The 21,531-nt window shown below is 59.2% G+C and carries 19 protein-coding genes; 13 read left to right on the top strand and 6 right to left on the bottom strand.

All coding sequences use genetic code 11. The annotated features are described in order from the left end of the window. Nucleotides 1–454 precede the first annotated feature (454 nt). Nucleotides 455–1,651 carry an ArsA family ATPase gene (locus tag FGF66_RS03780; protein ID WP_139456371.1) on the top strand — a complete coding sequence of 399 codons (1,197 nt, stop codon included), beginning with the start codon at nucleotides 455–457 and terminating at the stop codon, nucleotides 1,649–1,651. Between the two features lie 91 nt (nucleotides 1,652–1,742). On the opposite strand, the gene FGF66_RS12580 is transcribed toward FGF66_RS03780, so the two are convergent. Continuing rightward, nucleotides 1,743–1,952 carry a hypothetical protein gene (locus FGF66_RS12580; RefSeq protein WP_170181197.1) on the bottom strand — a complete coding sequence of 70 codons (210 nt, stop codon included), beginning with the start codon at nucleotides 1,950–1,952 and terminating at the stop codon, nucleotides 1,743–1,745. 112 nt (nucleotides 1,953–2,064) lie between these two features. Here FGF66_RS12580 and FGF66_RS03785 point away from each other — a divergent pair, with 112 nt between their 5' ends. From FGF66_RS03785 to FGF66_RS03805, 5 genes are all read left to right on the top strand, one after another. Next, the gene (locus FGF66_RS03785) at nucleotides 2,065–3,675 is read left to right on the top strand and encodes a thiamine pyrophosphate-dependent enzyme (RefSeq protein WP_139456372.1); all 1,611 of its coding nucleotides are present in this window, start codon (nucleotides 2,065–2,067) and stop codon (nucleotides 3,673–3,675) included. A gap of 6 nt (nucleotides 3,676–3,681) precedes the next feature. After that, nucleotides 3,682–4,257, top strand: a complete 576-nt coding sequence (locus tag FGF66_RS03790) for an indolepyruvate oxidoreductase subunit beta (RefSeq protein WP_139456373.1) — start codon at nucleotides 3,682–3,684, stop codon at nucleotides 4,255–4,257. A 12-nt stretch (nucleotides 4,258–4,269) separates the two neighbouring features. Then, the gene (locus tag FGF66_RS03795) at nucleotides 4,270–5,571 is read left to right on the top strand and encodes a phenylacetate--CoA ligase (RefSeq protein WP_139456374.1); all 1,302 of its coding nucleotides are present in this window, start codon (nucleotides 4,270–4,272) and stop codon (nucleotides 5,569–5,571) included. 12 nt (nucleotides 5,572–5,583) lie between these two features. After that, nucleotides 5,584–6,012, top strand: a complete 429-nt coding sequence (locus FGF66_RS03800; RefSeq protein WP_139456375.1) for an ACT domain-containing protein — start codon at nucleotides 5,584–5,586, stop codon at nucleotides 6,010–6,012. 435 nt (nucleotides 6,013–6,447) lie between these two features. After that, nucleotides 6,448–7,641 (top strand): aminotransferase-like domain-containing protein, encoded by a 1,194-nt coding sequence (locus FGF66_RS03805; RefSeq protein ID WP_139456376.1) that lies wholly within the window; start codon nucleotides 6,448–6,450, stop codon nucleotides 7,639–7,641. A 116-nt stretch (nucleotides 7,642–7,757) separates the two neighbouring features. Here the strand turns inward: FGF66_RS03805 and FGF66_RS03810 are convergent, their stop codons facing one another. From FGF66_RS03810 to FGF66_RS03830, 5 genes are all read right to left on the bottom strand, one after another. Beyond that, nucleotides 7,758–8,396 carry an MjaI family restriction endonuclease gene (locus tag FGF66_RS03810; RefSeq protein WP_139456377.1) on the bottom strand — a complete coding sequence of 213 codons (639 nt, stop codon included), beginning with the start codon at nucleotides 8,394–8,396 and terminating at the stop codon, nucleotides 7,758–7,760. Further along, complete coding sequence (locus tag FGF66_RS03815; protein WP_139456461.1) at nucleotides 8,389–9,639, bottom strand: DNA methyltransferase; 1,251 nt, start codon at nucleotides 9,637–9,639, stop codon at nucleotides 8,389–8,391. Before FGF66_RS03815 ends, FGF66_RS03810 begins: the two co-directional genes overlap by 8 nt. A 296-nt stretch (nucleotides 9,640–9,935) precedes the next feature. Beyond that, entirely contained in the window at nucleotides 9,936–10,754 is an 819-nt protein-coding gene (locus FGF66_RS03820; RefSeq protein ID WP_139456378.1) for a DUF4412 domain-containing protein, read from the bottom strand. A 109-nt stretch (nucleotides 10,755–10,863) separates the two neighbouring features. Beyond that, nucleotides 10,864–11,769, bottom strand: a complete 906-nt coding sequence (locus FGF66_RS03825) for an Abi family protein (RefSeq protein WP_139456379.1) — start codon at nucleotides 11,767–11,769, stop codon at nucleotides 10,864–10,866. 184 nt (nucleotides 11,770–11,953) lie between these two features. Beyond that, nucleotides 11,954–14,062, bottom strand: a complete 2,109-nt coding sequence (locus tag FGF66_RS03830) for a sigma-54-dependent Fis family transcriptional regulator (RefSeq protein WP_170181198.1) — start codon at nucleotides 14,060–14,062, stop codon at nucleotides 11,954–11,956. 195 nt (nucleotides 14,063–14,257) lie between these two features. Here FGF66_RS03830 and FGF66_RS03835 point away from each other — a divergent pair, with 195 nt between their 5' ends. The 7 genes from FGF66_RS03835 to FGF66_RS03865 all read left to right on the top strand — a co-directional run bounded on the left by FGF66_RS03835 (nucleotide 14,258) and on the right by FGF66_RS03865 (nucleotide 21,345). Beyond that, complete coding sequence (locus FGF66_RS03835) at nucleotides 14,258–15,577, top strand: TolC family protein (protein WP_139456381.1); 1,320 nt, start codon at nucleotides 14,258–14,260, stop codon at nucleotides 15,575–15,577. A gap of 14 nt (nucleotides 15,578–15,591) precedes the next feature. Then, nucleotides 15,592–16,062, top strand: coding sequence for a universal stress protein (locus FGF66_RS03840; RefSeq protein WP_139456382.1), 471 nt, complete (start codon nucleotides 15,592–15,594; stop codon nucleotides 16,060–16,062). Nucleotides 16,063–16,085: 23 nt separating this feature from the next. Next, nucleotides 16,086–17,078 carry an HlyD family secretion protein gene (locus FGF66_RS03845; RefSeq protein ID WP_139456383.1) on the top strand — a complete coding sequence of 331 codons (993 nt, stop codon included), beginning with the start codon at nucleotides 16,086–16,088 and terminating at the stop codon, nucleotides 17,076–17,078. Next, nucleotides 17,078–18,682 (top strand): DHA2 family efflux MFS transporter permease subunit, encoded by a 1,605-nt coding sequence (locus FGF66_RS03850; protein ID WP_139456384.1) that lies wholly within the window; start codon nucleotides 17,078–17,080, stop codon nucleotides 18,680–18,682. Before FGF66_RS03845 ends, FGF66_RS03850 begins: the two co-directional genes overlap by 1 nt. 247 nt (nucleotides 18,683–18,929) lie before the next feature. Then, nucleotides 18,930–19,928, top strand: a complete 999-nt coding sequence (locus FGF66_RS03855; protein ID WP_139456385.1) for a vWA domain-containing protein — start codon at nucleotides 18,930–18,932, stop codon at nucleotides 19,926–19,928. Between the two features lie 2 nt (nucleotides 19,929–19,930). Continuing rightward, nucleotides 19,931–20,938, top strand: a complete 1,008-nt coding sequence (locus FGF66_RS03860) for a vWA domain-containing protein (protein ID WP_139456386.1) — start codon at nucleotides 19,931–19,933, stop codon at nucleotides 20,936–20,938. Between the two features lie 119 nt (nucleotides 20,939–21,057). Then, complete coding sequence (locus tag FGF66_RS03865) at nucleotides 21,058–21,345, top strand: hypothetical protein (RefSeq protein WP_139456387.1); 288 nt, start codon at nucleotides 21,058–21,060, stop codon at nucleotides 21,343–21,345. Nucleotides 21,346–21,531 lie beyond the last annotated feature (186 nt).

Consider the following 21,531-nt stretch of genomic DNA (forward strand, 5'->3'; position numbering starts at 1 on the left):
GCATAAACGGAAAATCCGCCCCAAAAGTGCCGGAAGCTGACGCGCTGATCTTCCGAACAGGAGGCTGTTTCAAGCGTCACTCGATCACGACAAGTCAAGTCTTTATATCTATTGTCATTCTGAACGCAGTGAAGAATCCATTTTTCGGAGATTCGCAATAAGCGACTATTCCGTAATGTGTTACAAGATTAATCTGGATTCTTCGCCCGACTGCGCCGGACTCAGAATGACAGAGAAAATCAGGAAAACTTATTGAGCGAACACTTTTGAGACAGCCCCTGATCTGATCTGCGAGGATACAACGACAAGAACTCAAATCGCTGGGCGGCCACAAGAGCCGCCCCTGCAGCGCCGGGCGCCTTCACGCAAATCTGAACTTTTCAATCCCTCGAACCGGTTCTCTTCATTACGTCCGTTCACTGGCGGAAAAAAACCATCCTCCCGAGGAGGCGTCATGAGAAACATCGTGTTTACCGGCAAAGGTGGCGTCGGCAAAACCTCCATCGCAGCGGCCACCGCCGTGCGGGCCGCGGCTCTCGGATACAAAACCCTCATTATCTCCACCGATCCCGCCCACAGCCTCGGCGACTCCTTCGACATCGAACTCGGCCCCTCGCCGGTGAAAGTGGCCGAAAACCTCTGGGGCCAGGAGGTGAGCGTTTACGGCGACCTGTCGCTCAACTGGGAGGTGGTGCGCGAGCACTTCGCCCACCTCATGCAGGTGCAGGGCATCGAGGGAATTTACGTCGAGGAGATGGGCGTATTGCCGGGCATGGAGGAGCTGTTTTCGCTCTCTTACATCAAGCGATACAACGAGTCGAACGAGTACGACCTGCTCGTGGTGGACTGCGCCCCGACCGGCGAAACGCTACGCCTGCTCTCCATTCCGGAGACCTTCGGCTGGATGCTCAAGCTCATGCGCAACATGGAGAAGTACGTCGTCAAACCGATGATCCGTCCGCTCTCCAAACGCATCAGTCGCCTGCACGACTTCGTGCCCGACACCGAAGTCTATGACCAGGTCGATCACCTCTTTTCGTCGGTCGATGGAATCATCGAACTCCTCTCGGACGACTCGAAAACCACCGTCCGGCTGGTCATGAATCCCGAAAAAATGGTCATCAAGGAGTCGATGCGGGCGCTCACCTACCTGAACCTTTACGGCATCACGGTTGACCAGATCGTCATCAACCGCGTTTATATGGACGACGTTGACGGGCAGTATTTCAAAGGCTGGAAAGAGATTCAGAAGAAGTACATGGAGCAGATCGAATCCTCCTTCGCGCCGATTCCCATCACCAAAGTGCCGCTTTTCCGCACCGAGGTGCTCGGTCTCGACATGCTCAAACTCGTCGGCGAAACGGTTTACGGCGACCGCAACCCGCTCGATATTTTCTACCACGAAGAGCACACGGAGATCACCAAAATCGGCGACGGCCACTACGAGATGAAGCTGCGCCTGCCCTTCGTCTTCGACAACCGCATGGAAGCCAACGTCACGCAGGTCGGCGACTCGCTGACCGTGCGCATCGGCAACTACCAGAAAGGCGTCGTGCTGCCAACCTTCCTTGCCGGAATGAAAGTCGCCCACGCCGGATACGAGGAGAAGTGGCTCGCGATCGAGTTCAGGAAGAAGGAGATGCAGAAGTGAAGAGTCCTGTTTCTTGCAGGTTTGATGATAACCGAATGCATTGCAGTATCTTACGAGAATTTTCCTGATTCTTCGCCCGACTGCCTCAGACTCAGAATGAAAGTGCAAACAAACTGAACAGCACAAAAAAAAACGACTCGCCCTCTGCTTCTGAGACAGCCTCTGACAATCCTCCCGGAATCAAACCGAACGAGCCGTCATCGTCACGGCTTTCGCAAACTCGGCGGTCGATGATTTCAGCGCCTCTGCGTTTGAAACATTTCAAGAAAAAAAACGCCAACCGCACTATCTTTCCAGCCAAAACTGGTGTCCGGCGCTCTTCTGTGAGCTGCGGACGGCCTTGTCGTTTTTTCTGGCTCGCTTTGTTTTAAATTTTTCTGATCTTTGTCAATTGATCAAGTTTGAATCCGCAGATGAATCGCAGTCGTTTACTTCTTCTTGGCGCCGAGGCTGTCGCGCAGGGCGCGATCGATGCCGGGCTGTCCGGCGTCTATGCCTATCCCGGCACCCCGTCCACTGAAATCACCGAATACATCCAGCGTTCCTCGCTGGCTCGCCAAAGAGCCATTCGCGCCGCCTGGTCGGCGAACGAAAAGACCGCCTACGAAGCGGCGCTCGGCATGTCGTACGCCGGAAAGCGGAGCCTCGTGTGCATGAAGCACGTGGGGCTGAACGTGGCGGCGGACGCTTTCATGAACTCGGCCATCACCGGCGTGAACGGCGGGCTGGTGCTCGCCGTGGCCGACGATCCGTCGATGCACTCATCGCAGAACGAGCAGGACAGCAGGGTTTACGGACGTTTCGCCATGACGCCGGTGCTCGAGCCGGCCTCGCAGCAGGAGCTGTACGACGCGATGTTCCACGCTTTCGAACTCTCCGAATCGGTGAAGCTGCCGGTCGTCGTGCGGCTGGCCACGCGCCTGTCACACTCTCGCGCGGGCGTCGAACTGAAAGCCCCGGTGGAGCAGAACCGGCTCAACGCCGAGTACGCGCCCGGCCGGTTCGTGCTCATGCCGCACAACGCCCGTGCGCAGTACCGCCATCTGCTCGACCTCCAGCCGAAGCTCGAAGCGCTGTCGGAGTCGTCGTTCCTCAACCGGCCGGTCGAGGGGCGCGGCCCGCTTGGCATTATCGCTTTCGGCATCGGATACAATTATGCGATGGAGGCGCGGAAAGCCCACGGCATCGAGTGTCGGCTGCTGAAGATCGGCCAGTATCCGCCGCCACGGACGCAGGTGAACGAACTGTTCGAGGCCTGCTCCGAAGTGCTTGTCGTCGAGGAGGGCTATCCGGTTTACGAAGAGCTTTTCCGAGGCTATTTCGGCTCGCCGAAGGTTCGCGGGCGGCTGGACGGCGCGCTGCCGCGTGACGGCGAACTGACCACCGACCTGGTGGCTGCGGCGCTTGGCGTAAAGCTGCCGGAGATCGCCGCCGTGCCGGAGATCGTGGCCAACCGTCCGCCGGAGCTTTGCAAGGGTTGCGGCCACCGCGACATGTTCGACGCGATCAACATCGCCATCAGGGAAAACGCCGATCACCATGTTTTTTCGGACATCGGCTGCTACACGCTCGGAGCGCTGCCGCCCTACAACGCGATCCACACCTGCGTGGACATGGGCGCGTCCATCACCATGGCCAAGGGGGCTGCCGATGCGGGGCTTCGTCCGGCCGTATGCGTCATCGGCGACTCGACCTTCGCCCACTCCGGCATGACCGGTCTGCTCGACGCGGTCAACGACCGTGCGCCGGTCACGGTGATCATCGCCGACAACGACACCACCGCCATGACCGGCGGGCAGTGCTCGTCGGCGTCAGGCTCGAAACTGGTGAAGATATGCCTCGGCCTCGGCGTCGAACAGGCGCGCATCAGAACCATCACGCCGCTGCGCCAGCATCTCGACGAGAATGTCGCCGTGCTGCGCGAGGAGTTCGCCTACGACGGGGTCTCGGTCGTCATCGTCCGGCGCGAGTGCATCGAGACGGCAGCAAAAAAGAAACGCCGCTCGGCGGCCACAGGGCAGTAAACAGACATGCAGAAAAACATCATTCTCGCCGGTGTTGGCGGTCAGGGAATCCTCAGCATCGCCGCGGTCATCGACTGGGCGGCCCTCCAGGAGGGACTCAACCTCCGCCAGGCGGAGGTGCACGGCATGAGCCAGCGCGGCGGAGCGGTGCAGTCGCACCTGCGCATTTCGGATCAGGAGATCTTCGCCGACCTCATCGGACTCGGCACGGCTGACCTCATCCTGTCGGTCGAACCGCTCGAAGCGCTCCGTTACCTGCCATACCTCGCCCCCTCGGGTCGCGTCGTCACCTCGCTCGACCCGTTCGTGAACATGACCGGCTACCCGTCGATGGAGGAGATCGAAGCCGAACTGGGCAAGACCGATCGTCCGGTACTGGTTCACGCCGCCGAACTGGCCCGGGAGGCCGGAAGCGCAAGGGCCTCGAACATGGTCATGCTGGGCGCGGGCGCGCCATTCACCGGCATCGCGCCATCGAAACTCGAAGCGGGCATCGAGGCCTTGTTCGGCTCGAAAGGGCGGGAGATCGTCGAAATCAACATCAGGGCATTCCGCGCCGGAGTGCAACTTTCCAACGCATAACCACACCACCACATGATCTGGAACGAGCATCACGAGTGCATGGATCGCCAGCCGCTGGCCGAACTGCAAGGCGAGCGCCTGCGGAACATGGTGGAACGCATCTACCTCCGCGTGCCCTTCTACCGCAACAAGCTTCAGGAGATGGGCATAGAGCCGGGCGACATCCGTTCGATCGACGACCTGAAAACGCTGCCGTTCACCACCAAGCAGGACTTGCGCGACAACTACCCGTTCGGACTCTTCGCCGTTCCCCAACAAGACGTCGTACGCTTCCACGCATCGAGCGGCACCACCGGCAAGTCAACCGTCGTCGGCTACACCCATAACGACATCCAGATGTGGTCGGAAGTGGTCGCCCGCTCGCTCACGATGGCCGGGGTCACCAAGCACGACATCATCCAGGTCGCCTACGGCTACGGCCTCTTCACCGGCGGACTCGGCCTGCACTACGGCGCCGAAAAGGTCGGAGCTTCGGTCATTCCGATCTCCGGCGGCAACACCAAAAAGCAGCTCCAGCTTCTGGAGGATTTCGGCTCGACGGCCATCGCCTGCACCCCCTCCTACGCCGCCTACCTCGGCGAGGCGATCATGGAGGAGAAGCTCGACCGCTCGAAGATCAAGCTCAAGGCGGGCATCTTCGGCGCGGAACCGTGGACGGAGGAGATGCGCGCACAGATCCAGCAACTGCTCGGCCTCAAGGCTTACGACATCTACGGACTTTCCGAGGTGATCGGGCCGGGCGTCTCGATGGAGTGCGGCGTCCAGCACGGAATGCACGTCTTCGAGGATCACTTCATCCCGGAGATCATCGATCCGGAAACCGGCGAGGTGCTGCCGTACGGCGAGCTTGGCGAACTGGTCTTCACCACCGTCACCAAGGAGGCGTTGCCGCTCCTGCGCTACCGCACCCGCGACCTCACGCGCCTGCACGTCGAGCGCTGCGATTGCGGACGTACGCTGGTGCGCATGGAGAAGTGCGTGGGCCGATCGGACGACATGCTCATCATTCGCGGCGTGAACGTCTTCCCGTCGCAGGTCGAATCGGTGCTGCTCGAAATGAGCGAAACCAGGCCGCACTACCTGCTCGTGGTGGAGCGCGAAAACAACCTCGACACGCTCGAAATTCAGGTCGAAGTCGAAGACCAGTTCTTCTCCGACGAGGTCAAGGAGCTGGAAGGTCTGCGCAAGCGCATCAGCGGCAACCTGGCGAGCCTCCTCGGCCTGCACGCCAGCGTGAGGCTGGTCGAACCCGGCACGATCGAGCGCAGCCAGGGCAAGGCGCAACGCGTGGTTGACAAACGGAAACTCAAATAAAGGGAGGACTCCATGATCATCAAACAACTCTCGGTGTTTCTCGAAAACCGCGCCGGACGGCTCACCGAACTGACCGGCATTTTGGCCGAAAACGACATCAACATCTCGGCCTTCAGCATCGCCGACACCACCGATTTCGGCATCCTGCGCGTCATCACCGGCAAGCCCGAGCTGGCCGAAAAAGTCCTGAAAGAGCAGGGATTCGCGGTAAAAATTACCGACGTCATCGGCATGATCATGCCCAACAAGCCGGGCAGCCTGCACCACGCCTTGCAAATCCTGACCGACAACGGCATCTCGATCGAGTACATGTACGCCTTCGCGTCGGGCGACGACCGGGCGAGCGCCGTCATCCGAACCGATACGCCGCAGAAGGCCATCGAGGTGCTGCAATTGCACAAGATGGAGTTGCTGAAGGCGGGCGACGTGTACCAGATTTGAGGGAAAGACGGAAGGGACAACAAGGACTGCAAGGAAGAAAAAGGAAGCTGACGATAGCCTGAATCATGTAACAATGAATGGTTGAGAATCTTCTCAATTCTCTTTCTACAGTTGCCCCCGGCTTCAGCCGGGGGTTACGGAGGCTCATTTATTCTCAGGCGATTAAAACTCTTAACAATTGCCCCGGACTTTAGTCCGGGGTATGCGGATAAAGCATAATAAATCAGGGCTTTAGCCCAATCCCTTACTGCGATGGTTTTTGCGATGTATTGTCGCAGGAGTAATTTTATCGCTTCTTCGATCCCCCCGGACTGAAGTCCGGGGCAATGTGAATGCAAGAGGTTTGAATTATCCGGACGGCTGAAGCCATCCTGAAGACAACAGGTTCAAACCCGGATGATTCAAAAATCTGTAGTTCAGACTAAACAATAACCAATGCCACGATTTTCGACCTCCGTTTCGGCACTGCGCTCCTCGGCTATCCGGGAGCTGATGAGCCTCGCTTCGCGCCCTGACATCATTTCGTTCGCCGGAGGAATGCCGGGCAACGAACTGTTTCCGGTAGATGAGGTGGAGGAGCTGTTCCGGGGACTCGACACGAAAACCAAGCAGGCCGCGTTCCAGTACGGCCCGACGCCCGGCCTGCCCTCCCTGCTCGAATCGCTCGGCGGATTCCTCGAACGCAAAGGTCTGCCGGTGAAAAAGAACCGGCTCATGATCACCACCGGCTCGCAGCAGGCGCTGAGCATCGTCGCGCGCGCCTTCGTCGATCCCGGCGACCAGGTGCTCACCGAGTATCCCTGCTTCATCGGAGCCATCGCGGCCTTCCGCTCCGCCGGGGCACAGATCGTCTCGATTCCGGTGGACGAGGAGGGCCTCGACATCGCCATGCTGCGAAAGGAGGCCGCGCGGCCCGATCCGGCGAAGTTTCTCTACATCACGCCGTACTTCCACAACCCGGCGGGAATGCTCTACACCTCGGAGCGCAAGCGTGAGCTTGTCGAGGCGTTGCAGGGGCGCGACATCCCGCTCATCGAGGACGACGCTTACGGCGACCTCTGGTTCAGCGAGGAGGATCGCGAGCGGCTGACGCCGATCAAGGCGCTCGACCCCGAAGGCATCGACATCTGCTACATGGGTTCCTTCTCCAAAATTCTCGGCCCCGGCCTGCGCCTCGGCTGGCTGCTCGCGCCGGAAGCGATTTACGAAAAGTGCGAGCTGATCAAGCAATCCGCCGACGCCTGCTCGCCGAGCTTCTCGCAGGTCATCGCCGACGCCTTCATCCGCTCCGGCAAGATCGACGGCTACATCGCCACCGTGCGCGAGGAGTACAAGCACCGCGCCGCCAGCATGACCAACGCCCTCCGCAAGCACCTGCCGGAGTACGTCCGCTGGAACGAACCGAAAGGCGGCTTCTACATCTGGCTCACCCTGCCGGAAGGAGCCGATGCTACCGAGATACTCAAGCGAGCCATCGAAGGCGGCGCGGTGTTCGTCACCGGCAGCACCTTCGACCCCGCAGGCAAGCGCAACAACACCATGCGCCTCTCCTACTGCAACAACACCCCCGCCGAAATCGAACGAGGCATCCCCATCATCGCCCGCGCCATCCGCGAGGTGTGCGGGTAAAAGCTTCGCGCCGGATACGAGGCAAAGCGGGTGGCGTTCGAGTTCAGGAAGAAGAAGATAAGCGGAACCGGATAATCAAGGGGTAGTCTCAATATGATTCGATTTTCAGGAAATTCTCACGAAAGGCGCTTTATCTCCGCTTCGATCTCGCCGATGACTTCGGGATTGCAAATCTCTTTTTTCTCACCGGTTTTTGCTGAGTAAACATAAAACACCTTGCCGCCGAATTTCTCGCTGAACGCTTTGTGCGTCTCTTCCTGAATGGACTTCTCCTTGAAAATCTTGGGAAGTTGCGGAGCACCGCCGCCAAAGGTAATCGGCTTGATCTGCAATCCGATATAATGCTGGTTGACGCTGATGAAAAAGTCAACATTGTACAAGCGATCCCATTCATCCAGGGCTGACTCGATTTTCACGCCAAGTTTGTGCTGTAACTGACCGTAAACGGTCTGGATTTCAGTCACGTAGCCATCATACGTCCTGTCGATGACGAGCTGCTTCATGTACTGAATGCAGTCCTCTTCAGAAACCTCGGCCACTTCGGACTGAATCACTTCCGTTATTTTTACATAGAGCCGTTTACCGAGTTCGACGATATGCTCTTCCGGCCTGACCTGCGCGTAATAACAGTCGCGCCACTCCTCGAGATTTTTCGGCGAACACTTCCTGATCGATTCGGAGGTCGGCCCGACGTTCTTTTTGAAGTTGAGCTGAAAGCGGTTCATGGCGCTGTTCAGAATCCACTCTTTAGCCATCGATTTGAGCGGTTAGCGTTAAAAATTTCTCCCTGTGCTTATACTCATAACTCTCGTCGATTCCCACAAAACCGCTTTTGATGAGATGGGCGTTGACGAAGGTTTTGTTTTCGAGATAGAGGTAACAAAGCAGATTACGCTGTTCGTCGTGTTTCGTGGCGTCGTATTTCATGAACACCTTTTTGCCTCTCACCTTCTCGGCCAGAAAGCGCATGGCCTGCTCTTTTTTCTCTGCCTCGGTTTTCACGCCGATCAGCCTGACCAGAAGACCGTTTGAGAGACGAATCCGTTCAGGAGTCAGAATATCGCTGACCGTAAAGAACTCCTCGCGTTGCGCTCCGTTCCGCTGATCGATTCTCGAGCCGAAGGTCAGTTTGCGGGGATCGACCTTTTTGTCGAGCTTGTGCGGGTCTTCGAAGAGGTACGGAAGCCGGTCGAGCATGTCGGCAATGTTGCCTTGCTGACGATCCTGCCGGAAATGAAACTCGGTTCCGGCGAGGTCTTGCTGCTGCGTGTTGAGTTTGACTTTGGCAATGTCGATGAACTCGGGATTGATTTCGTAGCCAACAGAGTTGCGTCCGAGATTTTTCGCTGCAAGCAAGGTCGTACCGCTGCCCATGAAAGGATCGAGCACTGTGTCGCCCTGGAAGGCGAACATTTTGATGAGCCGCTTCGGAAGCTCTTCGGGAAACATCGCGATGTGGCCGTCCTGCTTGGCGCCCGCGAAATTCCAGTGGCCGGAGAAAAAGGTGTTCCACTCCTCTTTGGTCATGGCGGAGCGCTCTTTCTGTTCGAGCGTGGGTTTCGGCGCGGTTCCCTGCTTTTTGAAGATGAGGATGAACTCGTAATCGAGCTTGAGAATCCCGTTGCGCGGGTAGGGAAAGCTGCCCATGATGGTCGCGCCACCGGTGGTGTTGGTGGTGGTAACCTTCTGCCAGATGATCGCGCCCATGTAATCGAGGCCGATGGTTTCGCAGAAGCGGATGATCTCCGTCCTGATCGGAATGACTTTATAGCGTCCGTAATAGACCGAGCGGGCGAACTGGTCGCCGATGTTGATGCAGAGGCGGCAGCCCGGATGGAGCACCCGGTCGCACTCGCGCCAGACAAGGTTCAGATTGTTGATGTAGCTTTCGTAGCTGTCATGAAAGCCGATCTGCCGCTCGCTGCCGTAATCCTTGAGCTGCCAGTATGGCGGAGAGGTGATGACCAGATGCACAGATCGATCCGGCAAGAGGTTCATCTGGCGGCTGTCGCCGTGAATGATGGTGTGCGTCGTCTTCAATGGTTCATTTTCTTTTTCTCGCCGGGCGCTGTCTCACGAAGGTAAAAAGAAAATGGAGCGATTGCATGATGAAAATCCGGGCTGCCGGACAACGAAACCGCGTCGTGGAGCGAAACAGAGCCGGAGCTGCTCTCGGCATCGCCGACGGATGCCGCCGCCTCCCCATCGAGCTGCTCGACGATCCGGCATCCGATCCATTCGCCCCATAAAACACGAAACCCCCGAAATCGCCGGGGGTTTCATCGTTTTGCCGATTACTGCTTCTGCGTTTGCTGCATTTTGCGCGCCCAGTCCTGCATTTTTTTCACATCCTCCTTGCTCATGCCCTGAGGGCCAGCGGGCACGGCGGGAATCTCCATTTTTGCGCAGTTGGCCGGAACCTCGAAAAGTTTGGCGTCCGGAGTGATCCGCTCGACCTTCACCAGCTCGGTCACCACGCCCTCCGGCGAAATCAGCGTCTTGACCGGGAAGCCGTCGAGACCCGCTGCCTTCAGCTTTGCGGCGAGACGCTCATATTTCTGGTCTTTCGATCCCTGCATCCGCGCATAGGCGAAATAGTCGAGAATATCCTTGTTCACCCAGAGATCGACGGTGCTCTTCTTGTCGGGCCACGAAATCCGGACATGGTTACAGTCGAAACCGTTGACCCGCTCCTTGCCAAGATTTTCGAACTTCGCATTTTCGTAAGGGTCCTCGACGGTATCCTGCTCTTTCACCTTCGACACATCCAACGCCATGCAGTCGCCGGTCTCACTGTTGATCATGTAGATCGTGTCGGGCTTGTCCGCGAGCGACAGCACACTCATCGACACCTCTTTTTTCTGGTCGCCGAAGCTGGCCTTGCTTTCGGCGCGCATCCCTTTCGGGCCGATGTAGAGCTTCATGTCGCTCGTGCCGGCATTCGGCATGGTGGTCTTCATGGTGAGTACGCCGGTGAACGGGCCAGCGATGGCGGGAGCCGACTGTTCGACGCCGGCAGAACCGGGCGCATCGGCATCCTTCTTGCCACATGCCGACAGCAACAGCCCCGGCGCCAGCACAACAGCAAACAATCGACGGGTAATGGTTTTCATGATGGTTCGCGGTTAAAGGTTTCGGTTATACACATCATGTATAAATCTAATAAATGCACAAACAGACAGCAACAATCCAGCGCCGCGAACTATCAAATCCATCAAGAGGTCACTGCCAGAATGGATCGGCCTGCCACCGCTCCGGAAACCCGAGCGCGTTGGGATCAACGCTCCGGTACGAGTAGAAAAGATGCTTCAGGCGTTCCGGGTATCGGTGTCCCGGACTGACGGCATCGAGCAGATACGTCATGCAACACAGATGCACATAGAGCATATGATGTTTTGAAACGTGAGGAGAGTCTATAACCCACAGCAAAGGAGGATTTGGCATCAGTTTCGGTCGCCCCGGCAGGTTTTTGTTCCATAAGCGGCTGTGATGAGCGCAGATGTTCCTGATTTGCGAAATGGACTGAAGCCAGCTCTTCAGAAAGGAGTGATTGACCGTGCCAAGTTCTTGTGCTATCGAGTCTTTCGACTTGATCCCTGGCTTGAGATTGCCATACAATTTGGACAAAAGCCCGAAGCTGGCTACCTCAAGCGACTTCCATGCCGGAGGCCGCCGATGGTCTGTGTGATATTTCTTGAAATGCTCCTGAATGAAGACCTCTTTCGATTTGCTCAACTCACGATCAAGAGATTTTAGATTGGTTTTAAAGGCGTTGGGGTTGATAAAGATCGCCTGATTTTCAAACCACCACGGGTCGATTTCCTCCGAGAGGTGGTTAATCATCCTTGTGCGAAGGCCGATCTCAATGCGCTCGATGGCTTTGAACACGAGCAGCCTCAAATCGCTGTCGAAGCTGTACAGGGCGATAACATCCTCAAACCGGCTGCGCGGCTTGAATACATGGTTCACCTTGTCTGACTGCATGGGCCACCAGTCACCGGCAAGCCGGTAATAACCGATATTTCGCAAATGGTGCTCAGCAGTCGATTCATCTGAAATTACGAGACCTCGCGCTTTCAGTTGCTGAATCTGTTGAGGCAGAGAGATAGACTGTTTGTTGTAAAGCATGGGCAGGGGTATAAAAAAAGCCTTACAGGTGGTGGACACTTGTAAGGCTTAATGCAAAAGACTTGCCCTGGGACGCTGTTCTGACGGGTAGCGTGGCAAGTACTATTGACAAAAAGATAATAAAAAAATCAAATGACCATCAGTTTACTATCAACTCTCTTTCAACAAGGAAAAATGTCCCCCCTCACCCCCCGTCGTACCGCTTCCGTATTCCGAGCTTCTCGATTCGCGAGTAGAGCGTCTTTGCGTTGATCTTCAGCAGCTCCGCTGCGCCGCCTGCGCCGCTGACTCGCCCTCCGGCGCGGTCGAGGGCGTCGAGGATGAGCTTGCGCTCCATGCTGCGCGACTCCTCCTCGAATTCGGCCATCGTCATGATCGCCGATGGTGCGGATGGCTCGCGCTTTTCGCTCCGTGGCGGCAGCGCCGTGGTGAAGTCAAGCATCTCGCCTTCGGAGACGATCACCGCCTGTTCGATGCAGTGCGAAAGTTCGCGGATGTTGCCTCGCCAGTCGCGCGAGATCAGTTCGCGCATGTCGCGCTCGCGGATGGCTCGCTCCGGCTTGCCGAACTCGCGGGCGAACTTGCGGGCGAAGTGCATCGCCAGCACGGGGATGTCGTCGCGGCGCTCGCGGAGCGGCGGCAGCGCAAGCGGAAAGGCGTTGAGCCGGAAGTAGAGGTCTTCGCGGAAGCGCCCGGCGGCCACCTCCTTTTCGAGGTCGCGGTTGGTGGCGGCAATGACGCGCGCATCGACAGGAATCACGCGCCGCCCGCCGATGCGCTCCAGCTCCTTCTCCTGCAACACCCGCAGCAGCTTCGACTGCAACTCCAGCGGCAGCTCGCCGATTTCGTCGAGGAAAATGGTGCCGCCATCGGCCAGCTCGAACTTGCCGATGCGCCGCTCGACGGCCCCGGTGAAGCTCCCCTTTTCGTGGCCGAACAGCTCCGACTCGATGAGCGAGGCGGGCAGGGCCGCGCAGTTGACCCGCACCAGCACCCGCTCCTTGCGCGGCGAGCGGTTGTGAATCGCGCGGGCGACGAGTTCCTTGCCGGTGCCGGTCTCGCCCTCGATGAGCACCGTGGCATCGGTCGGCGCGACCTGGCTGACGCGCCGCAGCACCTCGGCAAGCGGGGCGCTCTGGCCGACGATCTCCTCGAAGTTGTGCGCCTCGCGAATCTCCTCGACGAGGTACGTGCGCTCCCCTTCGAGCTTGCGACGCAGCCGGTCGATTTCGTCGAAGGCCAGATAGTTCTGCAAAGCGAGCGCGAGTTGCGGCACGATCAGCCGCACCGTGGCCAGCTCCTCCTCGCCGAGCGCCACGCCGATGCCCGAGATGATGAGGCCCGCGCGGCTGCCCGGTAAATCCCAGAGCTGCACGATGATGCTCGAACTGACGCCGAAGCGCTCACGCACCATGCCGACAAGGCGAAACTCGCGGCACAGTTCCTCGAAGCGCTCGCCCGAATAGACCCCCGGCCTCGAAATCACCTCGACGCTTTCGCGCGCGACGGGGTCATCAACGCTCATTTCGAGCTGTTCGAGCGGCGAGAATGGCGCGAAGCTCTGGCCCGGCTCACGCATGAAGTTGTCGAAAATCCGATAGCGGCCGTCGTGGCCCACCACCCGGATACCGAGAAAGGAGCAGGGCACGAGGCGGCTGATCTGCTCGCAGACGGTGAGCAGCATCTGGCTGCGATCCTTGATGGTGAACAGCGCGTTGTTGATGGCGAGCTGCATGGCGGTCTCGGCCTCCCGCTGGCGAAGCTCCTCGTAGGCGAGCGCGTTGCTGACGGCGATGGCGATGGAGGAGGAAACCCCGGCGAGCAACGACTCGTCGCTCTCGCTCCACGCCTCCTCCTCCTTCGAGACGAAGTTGAGGAAGCCGATCACCCGCCCGCCAGACCGGAGCGGCGAGAGCACGATCTGGCGCATCCCCAGCTCGTGCAGCGTCCAAAGCAGCGGCGCGTCACCCTGGCCAAACGAGGGAATGTCGCGGGCGATCGTGGCGACCGTGACCGCGCGGTCGTCGAGGTGGCTTTCAAGCCAGGTGCCGACAATGGAGCGCTTCTGCACCCGAAGCTCTTCGGGCAGCTCGAAGCGCAGCATCTCGAAAAAAACGCTCACGTGGCGGCGGTCGCGGTCGAGAGTGATGATGACCGCCGAATCGAACGGAAAGATGAGCCGAAGCTTGTCGGTCACGGTGCGGAACAGCTCCTGCGGGTCGCGGATGGTGCCGATGGCGTCGCCGATATACTGCATGAGCTTGAGCGCTTCGGGCAAAGTGGTGGCATTCATGGGCAGATTTCTTATTTTTTCGGAACGCTGTTTGCGGAATATTCTGAAATTTTCAGAATTCATCAAAAGCCCCCAAGTCGGATCAAAACAAATAAGTCATCAAATAAAAAAGACTTAGGGCATATCAGAGCACAACAGAAATTATGGCATGAAAGTTGAGGTTGAGTTCGTATCGATACAAACACGCAGCATACCATGAAGAAAAGAAATACCATCGCCGCCCTGCTCCTCATCGCCGTTTCGTTTTCGACGGGCGAGCCTCTGCTGGCGGCTGAAAACAGCGCAACGCCGCTGACGCTCGACGACGCGCTCCGCATGACGCGCGAGCACAACCCGAAAGCCCGGCAAGCCTCGGAGGAAGTCAAGGCCGCCGATGCGAAAGTGACGGAAAGCCGCAGCGCCTGGTTCCCGCAAATTTCGGGCAAGACTGGCTACCGCTACCTCGATCCGGTCTCCGAGATATCTTTTGGCGGCGCGGCCATGAAGTTCATGCCGAACGACAATTACGACGCGCGAATTACCGCCGAGATGATGCTGTTCGATTTCGGCCGCACCTCGAGCACCGTCGATATGGCCAAGGCCGGACGGAACTCGGCGAGCATCCGGCAGGATATGACCCTGCGCGATCTGTCGCTGGCGACCGTCCAGACCTTCTACTCCGTGCTCTTTTTGCAGGAGGCGGTCAGCGTGCAGGAAAAGGAGGTTGCCGCCCTGCGAACCAATCTCGACAACATGGGGAAGCGCTACGCCGAGGGCGCGGCCACCCGCTTCGACCTCCTGACGACCCAGGTTCGGCTGTCGAGAGCCGCCACCCGCAGGATCGACTATCAGACCCGGCTCCGCAATCAGGAGATCACGCTGCGCCGTCTCTGCGGCCTCGACGAGAACGCTCCGCTGAACCTGAGCGGCTCGTTCGACATTTCGGCTGCCGGCATGGATGCCGACAAGCTTGCCGCCTCGGCGCTCGACCACCGGCCGGAGGTGATGCTCGCCCGCGAGAATCTCAAGGCGGCGGCGTACAAAAAAAATCTGGCCACCCGTGAGTTCCTGCCGAAGATCGTGGGCAGCGCCTCGTGGGGCACAAGCAACGGCTACGTGCCCGACATCGACAAGATGCGCACCAACGTCGCGGCGGGGGTGGAGCTTCAGGTGCCGATCTTCGACGGCTTCGGCAGGAGCGCCGCGCTCAGGGAGGCCGCCGCGATGAAGCGCTCGGCCGAGCAGCAGCGGCTCGACGCCGAGCAGATGAGCCAGGCCGAGGTACGCCAGTCGGTCAACGACCTGCAAAGCAGCCGGGAGAAGATCGAGACCACCCGCCTTCAGGTTTCGCAGGCCGACCTGGCGGCCAAGCACGCGCGAATCCGCTACGACAACGGCCTCGCCACCACGCTCGACCTGCTCGACGCCGAAGCGACGCTGGCCGAAGCCGAGCTGGCGAACTTGCAGTCGCGATATGAATATGTAATGAACACCTATTCGGTCAGACGCGCCGCTGGCGATCTGATCGAGCGATAAACGGAGTGACGATTATGACGATAACTCATGCAAAACCATCGAGAATCATGCTCTGCCCGGTTGATTTCTCGCCTTCGTCCGAGAGGGCGCTGCTTCACGCCGCCGAGCACTGCCAGGGCGATGCCGAGCTGATCGTGCTGCATGTCGGCAACGCCGGTTCCGGCGACCGGGGCACGCTGCTCAAGGAGCATCTCCACCAATTTTCAAGATATTCGGACCTGCTTTCGACCTACGGTTGCCGGGTGCGTTTTGCCGTCGAGTACGGTTCACCAGCCGCGACGATCATCGACCATGCACGAAAAACCGGAGCCAGCATGATCGTGCTCGGCTCGCACGGCGCGAGCGGCATCCGCCGCCTGCTCGTCGGCAGCACCGCCGAATCGGTCATGCGCAACGCGCCGTGCCCGGTGCTGGTGCTCCGCTCGCCGGAACCCGTCAATGAAGCGGAGGCGGTTCACCGGAAACAGAAAGAAGCAATCCTGTAAACACCAACGACAGATTTACACCAATGGCAGAAACGCAGCAATCCAACCCCCAGACGCCGGCCAACGAATCGGGCAAACCAAAACAGGAGCGCTCGTGGGTGCGCATGGCAATATTCGGCATATTGCTCGCCATCGGCCTCGTCTGGGGCGGCATGAAGCTCGTCCGCTCGTTCAGCTACGTCGAGACCGACAACGCCCAGATCGTTGGGGATATTTATCCGGTCATTCCGCGCGTACCGGGCAAGGTTGCCGAGGTGCTCGCCGAAGACAACGAGACAGTCAAAAAAGGCGACGCGCTCGTCCGCATCGATACTTCGGACTACCAGATCAAGCGCGACATGGCTGAGGCGCAACTCCTGAGAGCGCGGGCGGCGGTGTCGGCGGCGCAGGCTGAAATCGTGGCCGCGGGCGCGACGCAGACGAAGCTCGATGCCGACCTCCGCCGCAGCCGCAATTTGCAAATGCAGGATGTGATTTCGCGCGCGGAACTCGATGCCGCCACGGCTGGCGCGACCGCCTCGTCCGCGCAGCACGCCGCTGCTGGCGACAACTACAAAGCCGCGCTCGCCCAGGCAAAACTTGCCGAGGCCGAGCTGAAAAACGCCGAACTCCAGCTTTCGTGGACAACCATTACCGCTCCGGCTGACGGCAAGATTTCAAAAAAGAATGTTCAGCCCGGCCAGTACGTGACTCCCGGCCAGCAACTCATCGCCATCGTCGGCAGCGGCAAATTGTGGGTGGTCGCCAATTTCAAGGAGACGCAGCTCGAACACATGCGCACCGGCCAGAAGGTGATCGTCAGGGCCGATGCGTTCCCCGGCAAGGAGATCGATGGCCATGTCGATTCTATCTCCGCCGGAACGGGCGCACAGTTCTCGCTGCTTCCACCCGATAACGCCAGCGGCAACTTCGTGAAGGTGACCCAGCGCGTACCGGTCAAGATCGTCTTCGACGAAAAAACCGAGCTGCCGCTCGCCGCAGGCATGAACGTCATCGTCGAAGTGAAGGTGAAATAATGTCTGAAACTATCGCAACAGCCGCGCCGACTGCCCAGGCGACGGAGAATCATTACGAAACCGGGATCCGGAAGTGGATCATCACCATCACGGTCATCGTGGCCGCGATGCTCGAACTGATCGACACCACCATCGTCAACGTTGCGCTGAACCACATCAGCGGCAACCTCGGCGCGAGCATCGAGGATGTCTCGTGGGTGGTGACGAGCTACGCCATCGCCAACGTGATCATCATTCCGCTGTCGGGCTTCCTCGGCAACCTTTTCGGGCGACGAAACTACTTTATCGGCTCGATCCTGCTCTTCACCGCCGCCTCGCTGCTCTGCGGCATGGCCACGAACATCTGGACGCTGGTGCTCTTCCGCTTCATCCAGGGCATCGGCGGCGGAGCGCTCCTTCCTACCTCGCAGGCGATTCTGTACGAAACCTTCAGGCCCGAAGAGCGCGGCGCGGCCACCGGCATCTTTTCGATGGGCCTGGTGCTCGGCCCGACCATTGGCCCGCTGCTCGGCGGCTGGCTGGTGGATTACTTCTCCTGGGAGTGGTGTTTTTTCGTGAACATTCCGGTTGGCCTCTTGGCTGCCTGGGCCGCCCTGACCTACGTCAAGGAGCCGAGGGTGAAGCATACGGTCCAAAAGATCGACTGGGCGGGTATCGGCCTGCTCTCGGCGGGCATCGGCTCGCTCCAGTTCATCCTCGAACGCGGCGAGTCGAAGGACTGGTTTGAAACGCCTTACATCACCTTTTTTACGTTCATTGCCGTCGTTTCACTCATCGCCTTCGTGTGGCACGAGCTGCACACGGAGCATCCGGCGGTTGACCTCTCCGTGCTGGGCCGGAGCAAAAATCTGGCCATCGCCGCCGTGCTGACCTTCATTGTCGGCTACGGGCTGTACGGCTCGCTCTTCGTCTTTCCGGTCTTCGTGCAGCGGCTGCTCGGCTTCACGGCGCTTCTGACCGGCCTGGTGCTCTTTCCCAGCGCCATGCTCACCGGCGTCATTTCGATGCCGCTCGGCATCGCCCTGCAGAAAGGGGCATCGCCGAAGCTGCTCATGACGGTGGGCATGGTCGCCTTTTTCCTCTTCTGCTGGGAGCTGGGCAACCAGACGATGCAGTCCGGCGCGACGAACTTTTTCTGGATTCTGATGCTCAGGGGCCTCGCCCTCGGCTTCATCTTCATCCCCGTGACGATGCTCGCCGTCACCGGCCTGCACGGCAGGGACATCGGTCAGGCGACCGGCCTGAACAACATGGTGCGCCAGCTCGGCGGCTCGTTCGGCATCGCCATCACCAACACCTACGTCACCCAGCGCGTGGCCGCGCACCGCATCGACATGCTCAGCCACCTCTCGCCCTACGACCCCGCCGCCGTGACGAGAATCGGCGGAATCGAACAGAGCCTCGCCTCGACGGGCGCGGCTCCGGTTGACGCGCACCAGATGGCCATGAAAGCGATGGAGTACACCGTGACGACCCAGAGCTACCACCTCGCCTACATGGATGCCTTCAAACTGATCGCCATCCTCTTCGCCATCTGTATGCCGCTGTTGCTTTTCATCCGCGTGGATAAGAAGGAGAAGGCAGATGTGTCGTCGGTGCACTGAAGAATATCTCGCTTTGACTGCGGCGCCGTACGTGCGGCACAATAGTCAAAGCGAAGCCGCAGTGATCTTCTGCGGCTTCGCTTTTTCAGGATGATCCGGCTCGAAATCAAGGGAGTGGAGTCCCTGCAAATTTGCTTGCTGTTCGTCGTCAGCGTGATCACAATTTCGGGCTGAGACGCTCCGTGCGGGGCGGAATGCTGTGGATGTGCGGGGGATTTTGCATCTTCTGGAAAAGCCGACCCATCAGATGAATTCATTGTTCACTATAGTCAGCGGCATACGGTTCGACAATCCATGGTGGCTGCTCTTGCTGCCGCTGGCGGTCGCCGGGTCGATCACGTACCGCATGTTCTGGCGGAAAAACCGGCCGGGCGTACTGTTTCCGTCGGTGTCGGCGCTTCGCGGCGCCGGGTTTGCCGCGCTGTCGCTCTTCTCGAAATTTCCCGCATGGCTGCACTGGCTGGTGCTGGCGCTCGTCGTGCTGGCGCTCTCCGGCCCAAAAGCGCCGTTCCCGCCTTCCTCGCGCGACACGGTCGGCATCGACATCATGATCGCCCTCGATGTTTCGGAATCGATGAACACGCCCGATTTCGGCGGCAAAAGCCGCTTCGATGGGGCGCGCGACGCGGCGATGCGCTTCATCGACAACCGGCCAGCCGACCGTATCGGGCTTGTGGTATTCAGCGGCGGAAGCTTCACTCGCTGCCCGCTGACCATCGACCACGACGTGCTCGAACGGCTGGCAGAGACGCTCACGCCGGGCTTTTTCGACGAGCCGGGCACGGCGATCGGCACGGCGATACTGACGGCGACCAACCGCCTCAGAGCCGCCCCGTCGAGGCAAAAAGCGCTGGTGCTGATCACCGACGGCGAAAACAACGCCGGGGAGGTCTCGCCGGAGACCGCGGCGCGGCTGGCGTCCAGATATGGCGTCAGAATCTACACCGTTTACGCTGGCAAAGAGGCCCGTGCGTTCGAGAGCGTCAAGAGCACGGATTCGAGCCGCAAAGGACGCGGCGAGCTCGAAGCGGTGGCCCGCATCAGCGGCGGACGCATGTTCAGTGCTGGCGATATGTTCGGCTTGATGAAGAGCTTCCGCGACATCGACCGCCTCGAAAAATCACGCCTGAAAGGCAGAATGCCGGGCCGAACCATGGAGCTGTATCCGTGGCTGCTCATGTCGGCGGTGCTCCTGCTGCTTGCCGAACAGGCGCTCTCGGCAACCCGTTTCATCAGGATTCCATAACCATGTGCTTCGCAAGGCCCGGCTATCTCATCCTTTTGTGGGCGCTCGTTCCGCTCTCGGCTCTGGTGTTCTACGGAGTTCGCCGAAAAATGTCGCTCTGGAAAAAGATCGACGCTACCGGTGGGATTTCCGGAATCCTGCCTGCCGTAAGCTTCAGAAAGCTCGTACTTCGCCGCCTCATGCTGCTCCTCTCGGCTGCGCTGATGATCGTTTCGCTGGCTGGCCCGCAACTTTGCAGCGGCCAGAAACCGGTGCGTCAGAAGGGAATCGATGTGGTTTTCATGCTCGATATTTCCAACTCCATGCTTGCGCGGGATACCGCGCCCGACCGGTTGACGCGCGCCAGGTCGGAGCTGCTTCAGATCAGCCGGAGCCTCGGCGAGGGGCGACAGGCGCTGCTGCTGTTTGCGGGAACCCCTGTCGTGCAGTGCCCGCTGACAAGCGACGACGAGGATTTCGAAGTCTTGCTCGATATGGCGACCCCTGACCTCATCACGACGCAGGGCACCGATTACCGCCGCGCGTTCGAGTCGGCGCTGCGGCTCGCCGATTCAGGCGAGCGGGCGTCGGGGAACGAAACGGTGCTGGTGCTGTGCAGCGACGGGGAGGATCACGGGTATGATCTTGGCGATATTGCCGCGACGATGAACAAGCGGGGAGTGCATCTCCACGTAATAGGCGTGGGCGGAGTTCAGCCGGTGCCAATTCCCATGCCAGGCGGGCCGAAGCGTGATGCCCAGGGCAGGGTCGTGCTGACCTCGTTCAGGCCTGATCTGCTCGCCGGTCTCATCAAGACGGTGGACGGGCAGCTCTACTACAGCCGCCCCGAGGCCCCGGTGCATGACGAGGTCGCCGCCAACATTGCCGCCGAGGCCGCCGCCGCCCGCTGGATCATGGCGCCGGGTCAGCGGGTGCCGGTGCATGGAGAGATGATCTTTGTCGCGCTTCTCCTCTTTGTTTCAGGATCGATGATGACCGATGTCCGGCGTCCAGCCAGGCAAAACGCCTGAACTTTCCGAAAAAGCGGGCGCTGGCATCTTGTTCGAAGATTGTTAAATTCCGTAAAGTCAGAGCTTTGGCGGCTCGGGCTGTTTCACTCTTTTCTTTCACCAGAAGACAACGCAGCGATATGGAGCAGCAAGCATCGGGACAGAGAATTCTCGACCCCATCGAACGCGCCAAACTTGGCGTGAAGGTTTTCAATCTGCCCTACAGCCAGGCCGAAGTGCTCATCGACGAATACGTGAGCGGCAAGAATTACGACCCGGCAAGCATAGAGTTCTTCAAGGATCAGGTGGCTACGCAGATCCACATCCGCGAAAAGGGCGCGGAACTGCTGGTGACTGGCGGCGAGATCGTCAAGGTGATCGCGCGCTCCTTCATGCAGAACCTGCCGAAGAGCATGGATCGCCACTGATCGAACAGCGCTTTCCGCATTTGCAGTCATGATGAAATCGCGGAGTGACGTTTGGAACATTCCGGATTTCACGGTGTGACTTTTTTGCTTTTTCGATGGTTATAGTGATGATAACGCAAGGCGGAGAAAGCTTTTGATTTTTTCGCCTTCGTGAAGAACGAACCAGAAACAGCAAGAAACGATCAA

This window comes from Chlorobaculum thiosulfatiphilum, assembly GCF_006265165.1.
Taxonomy (GTDB): Bacteria; Bacteroidota; Chlorobiia; order Chlorobiales; family Chlorobiaceae; genus Chlorobaculum; species Chlorobaculum thiosulfatiphilum.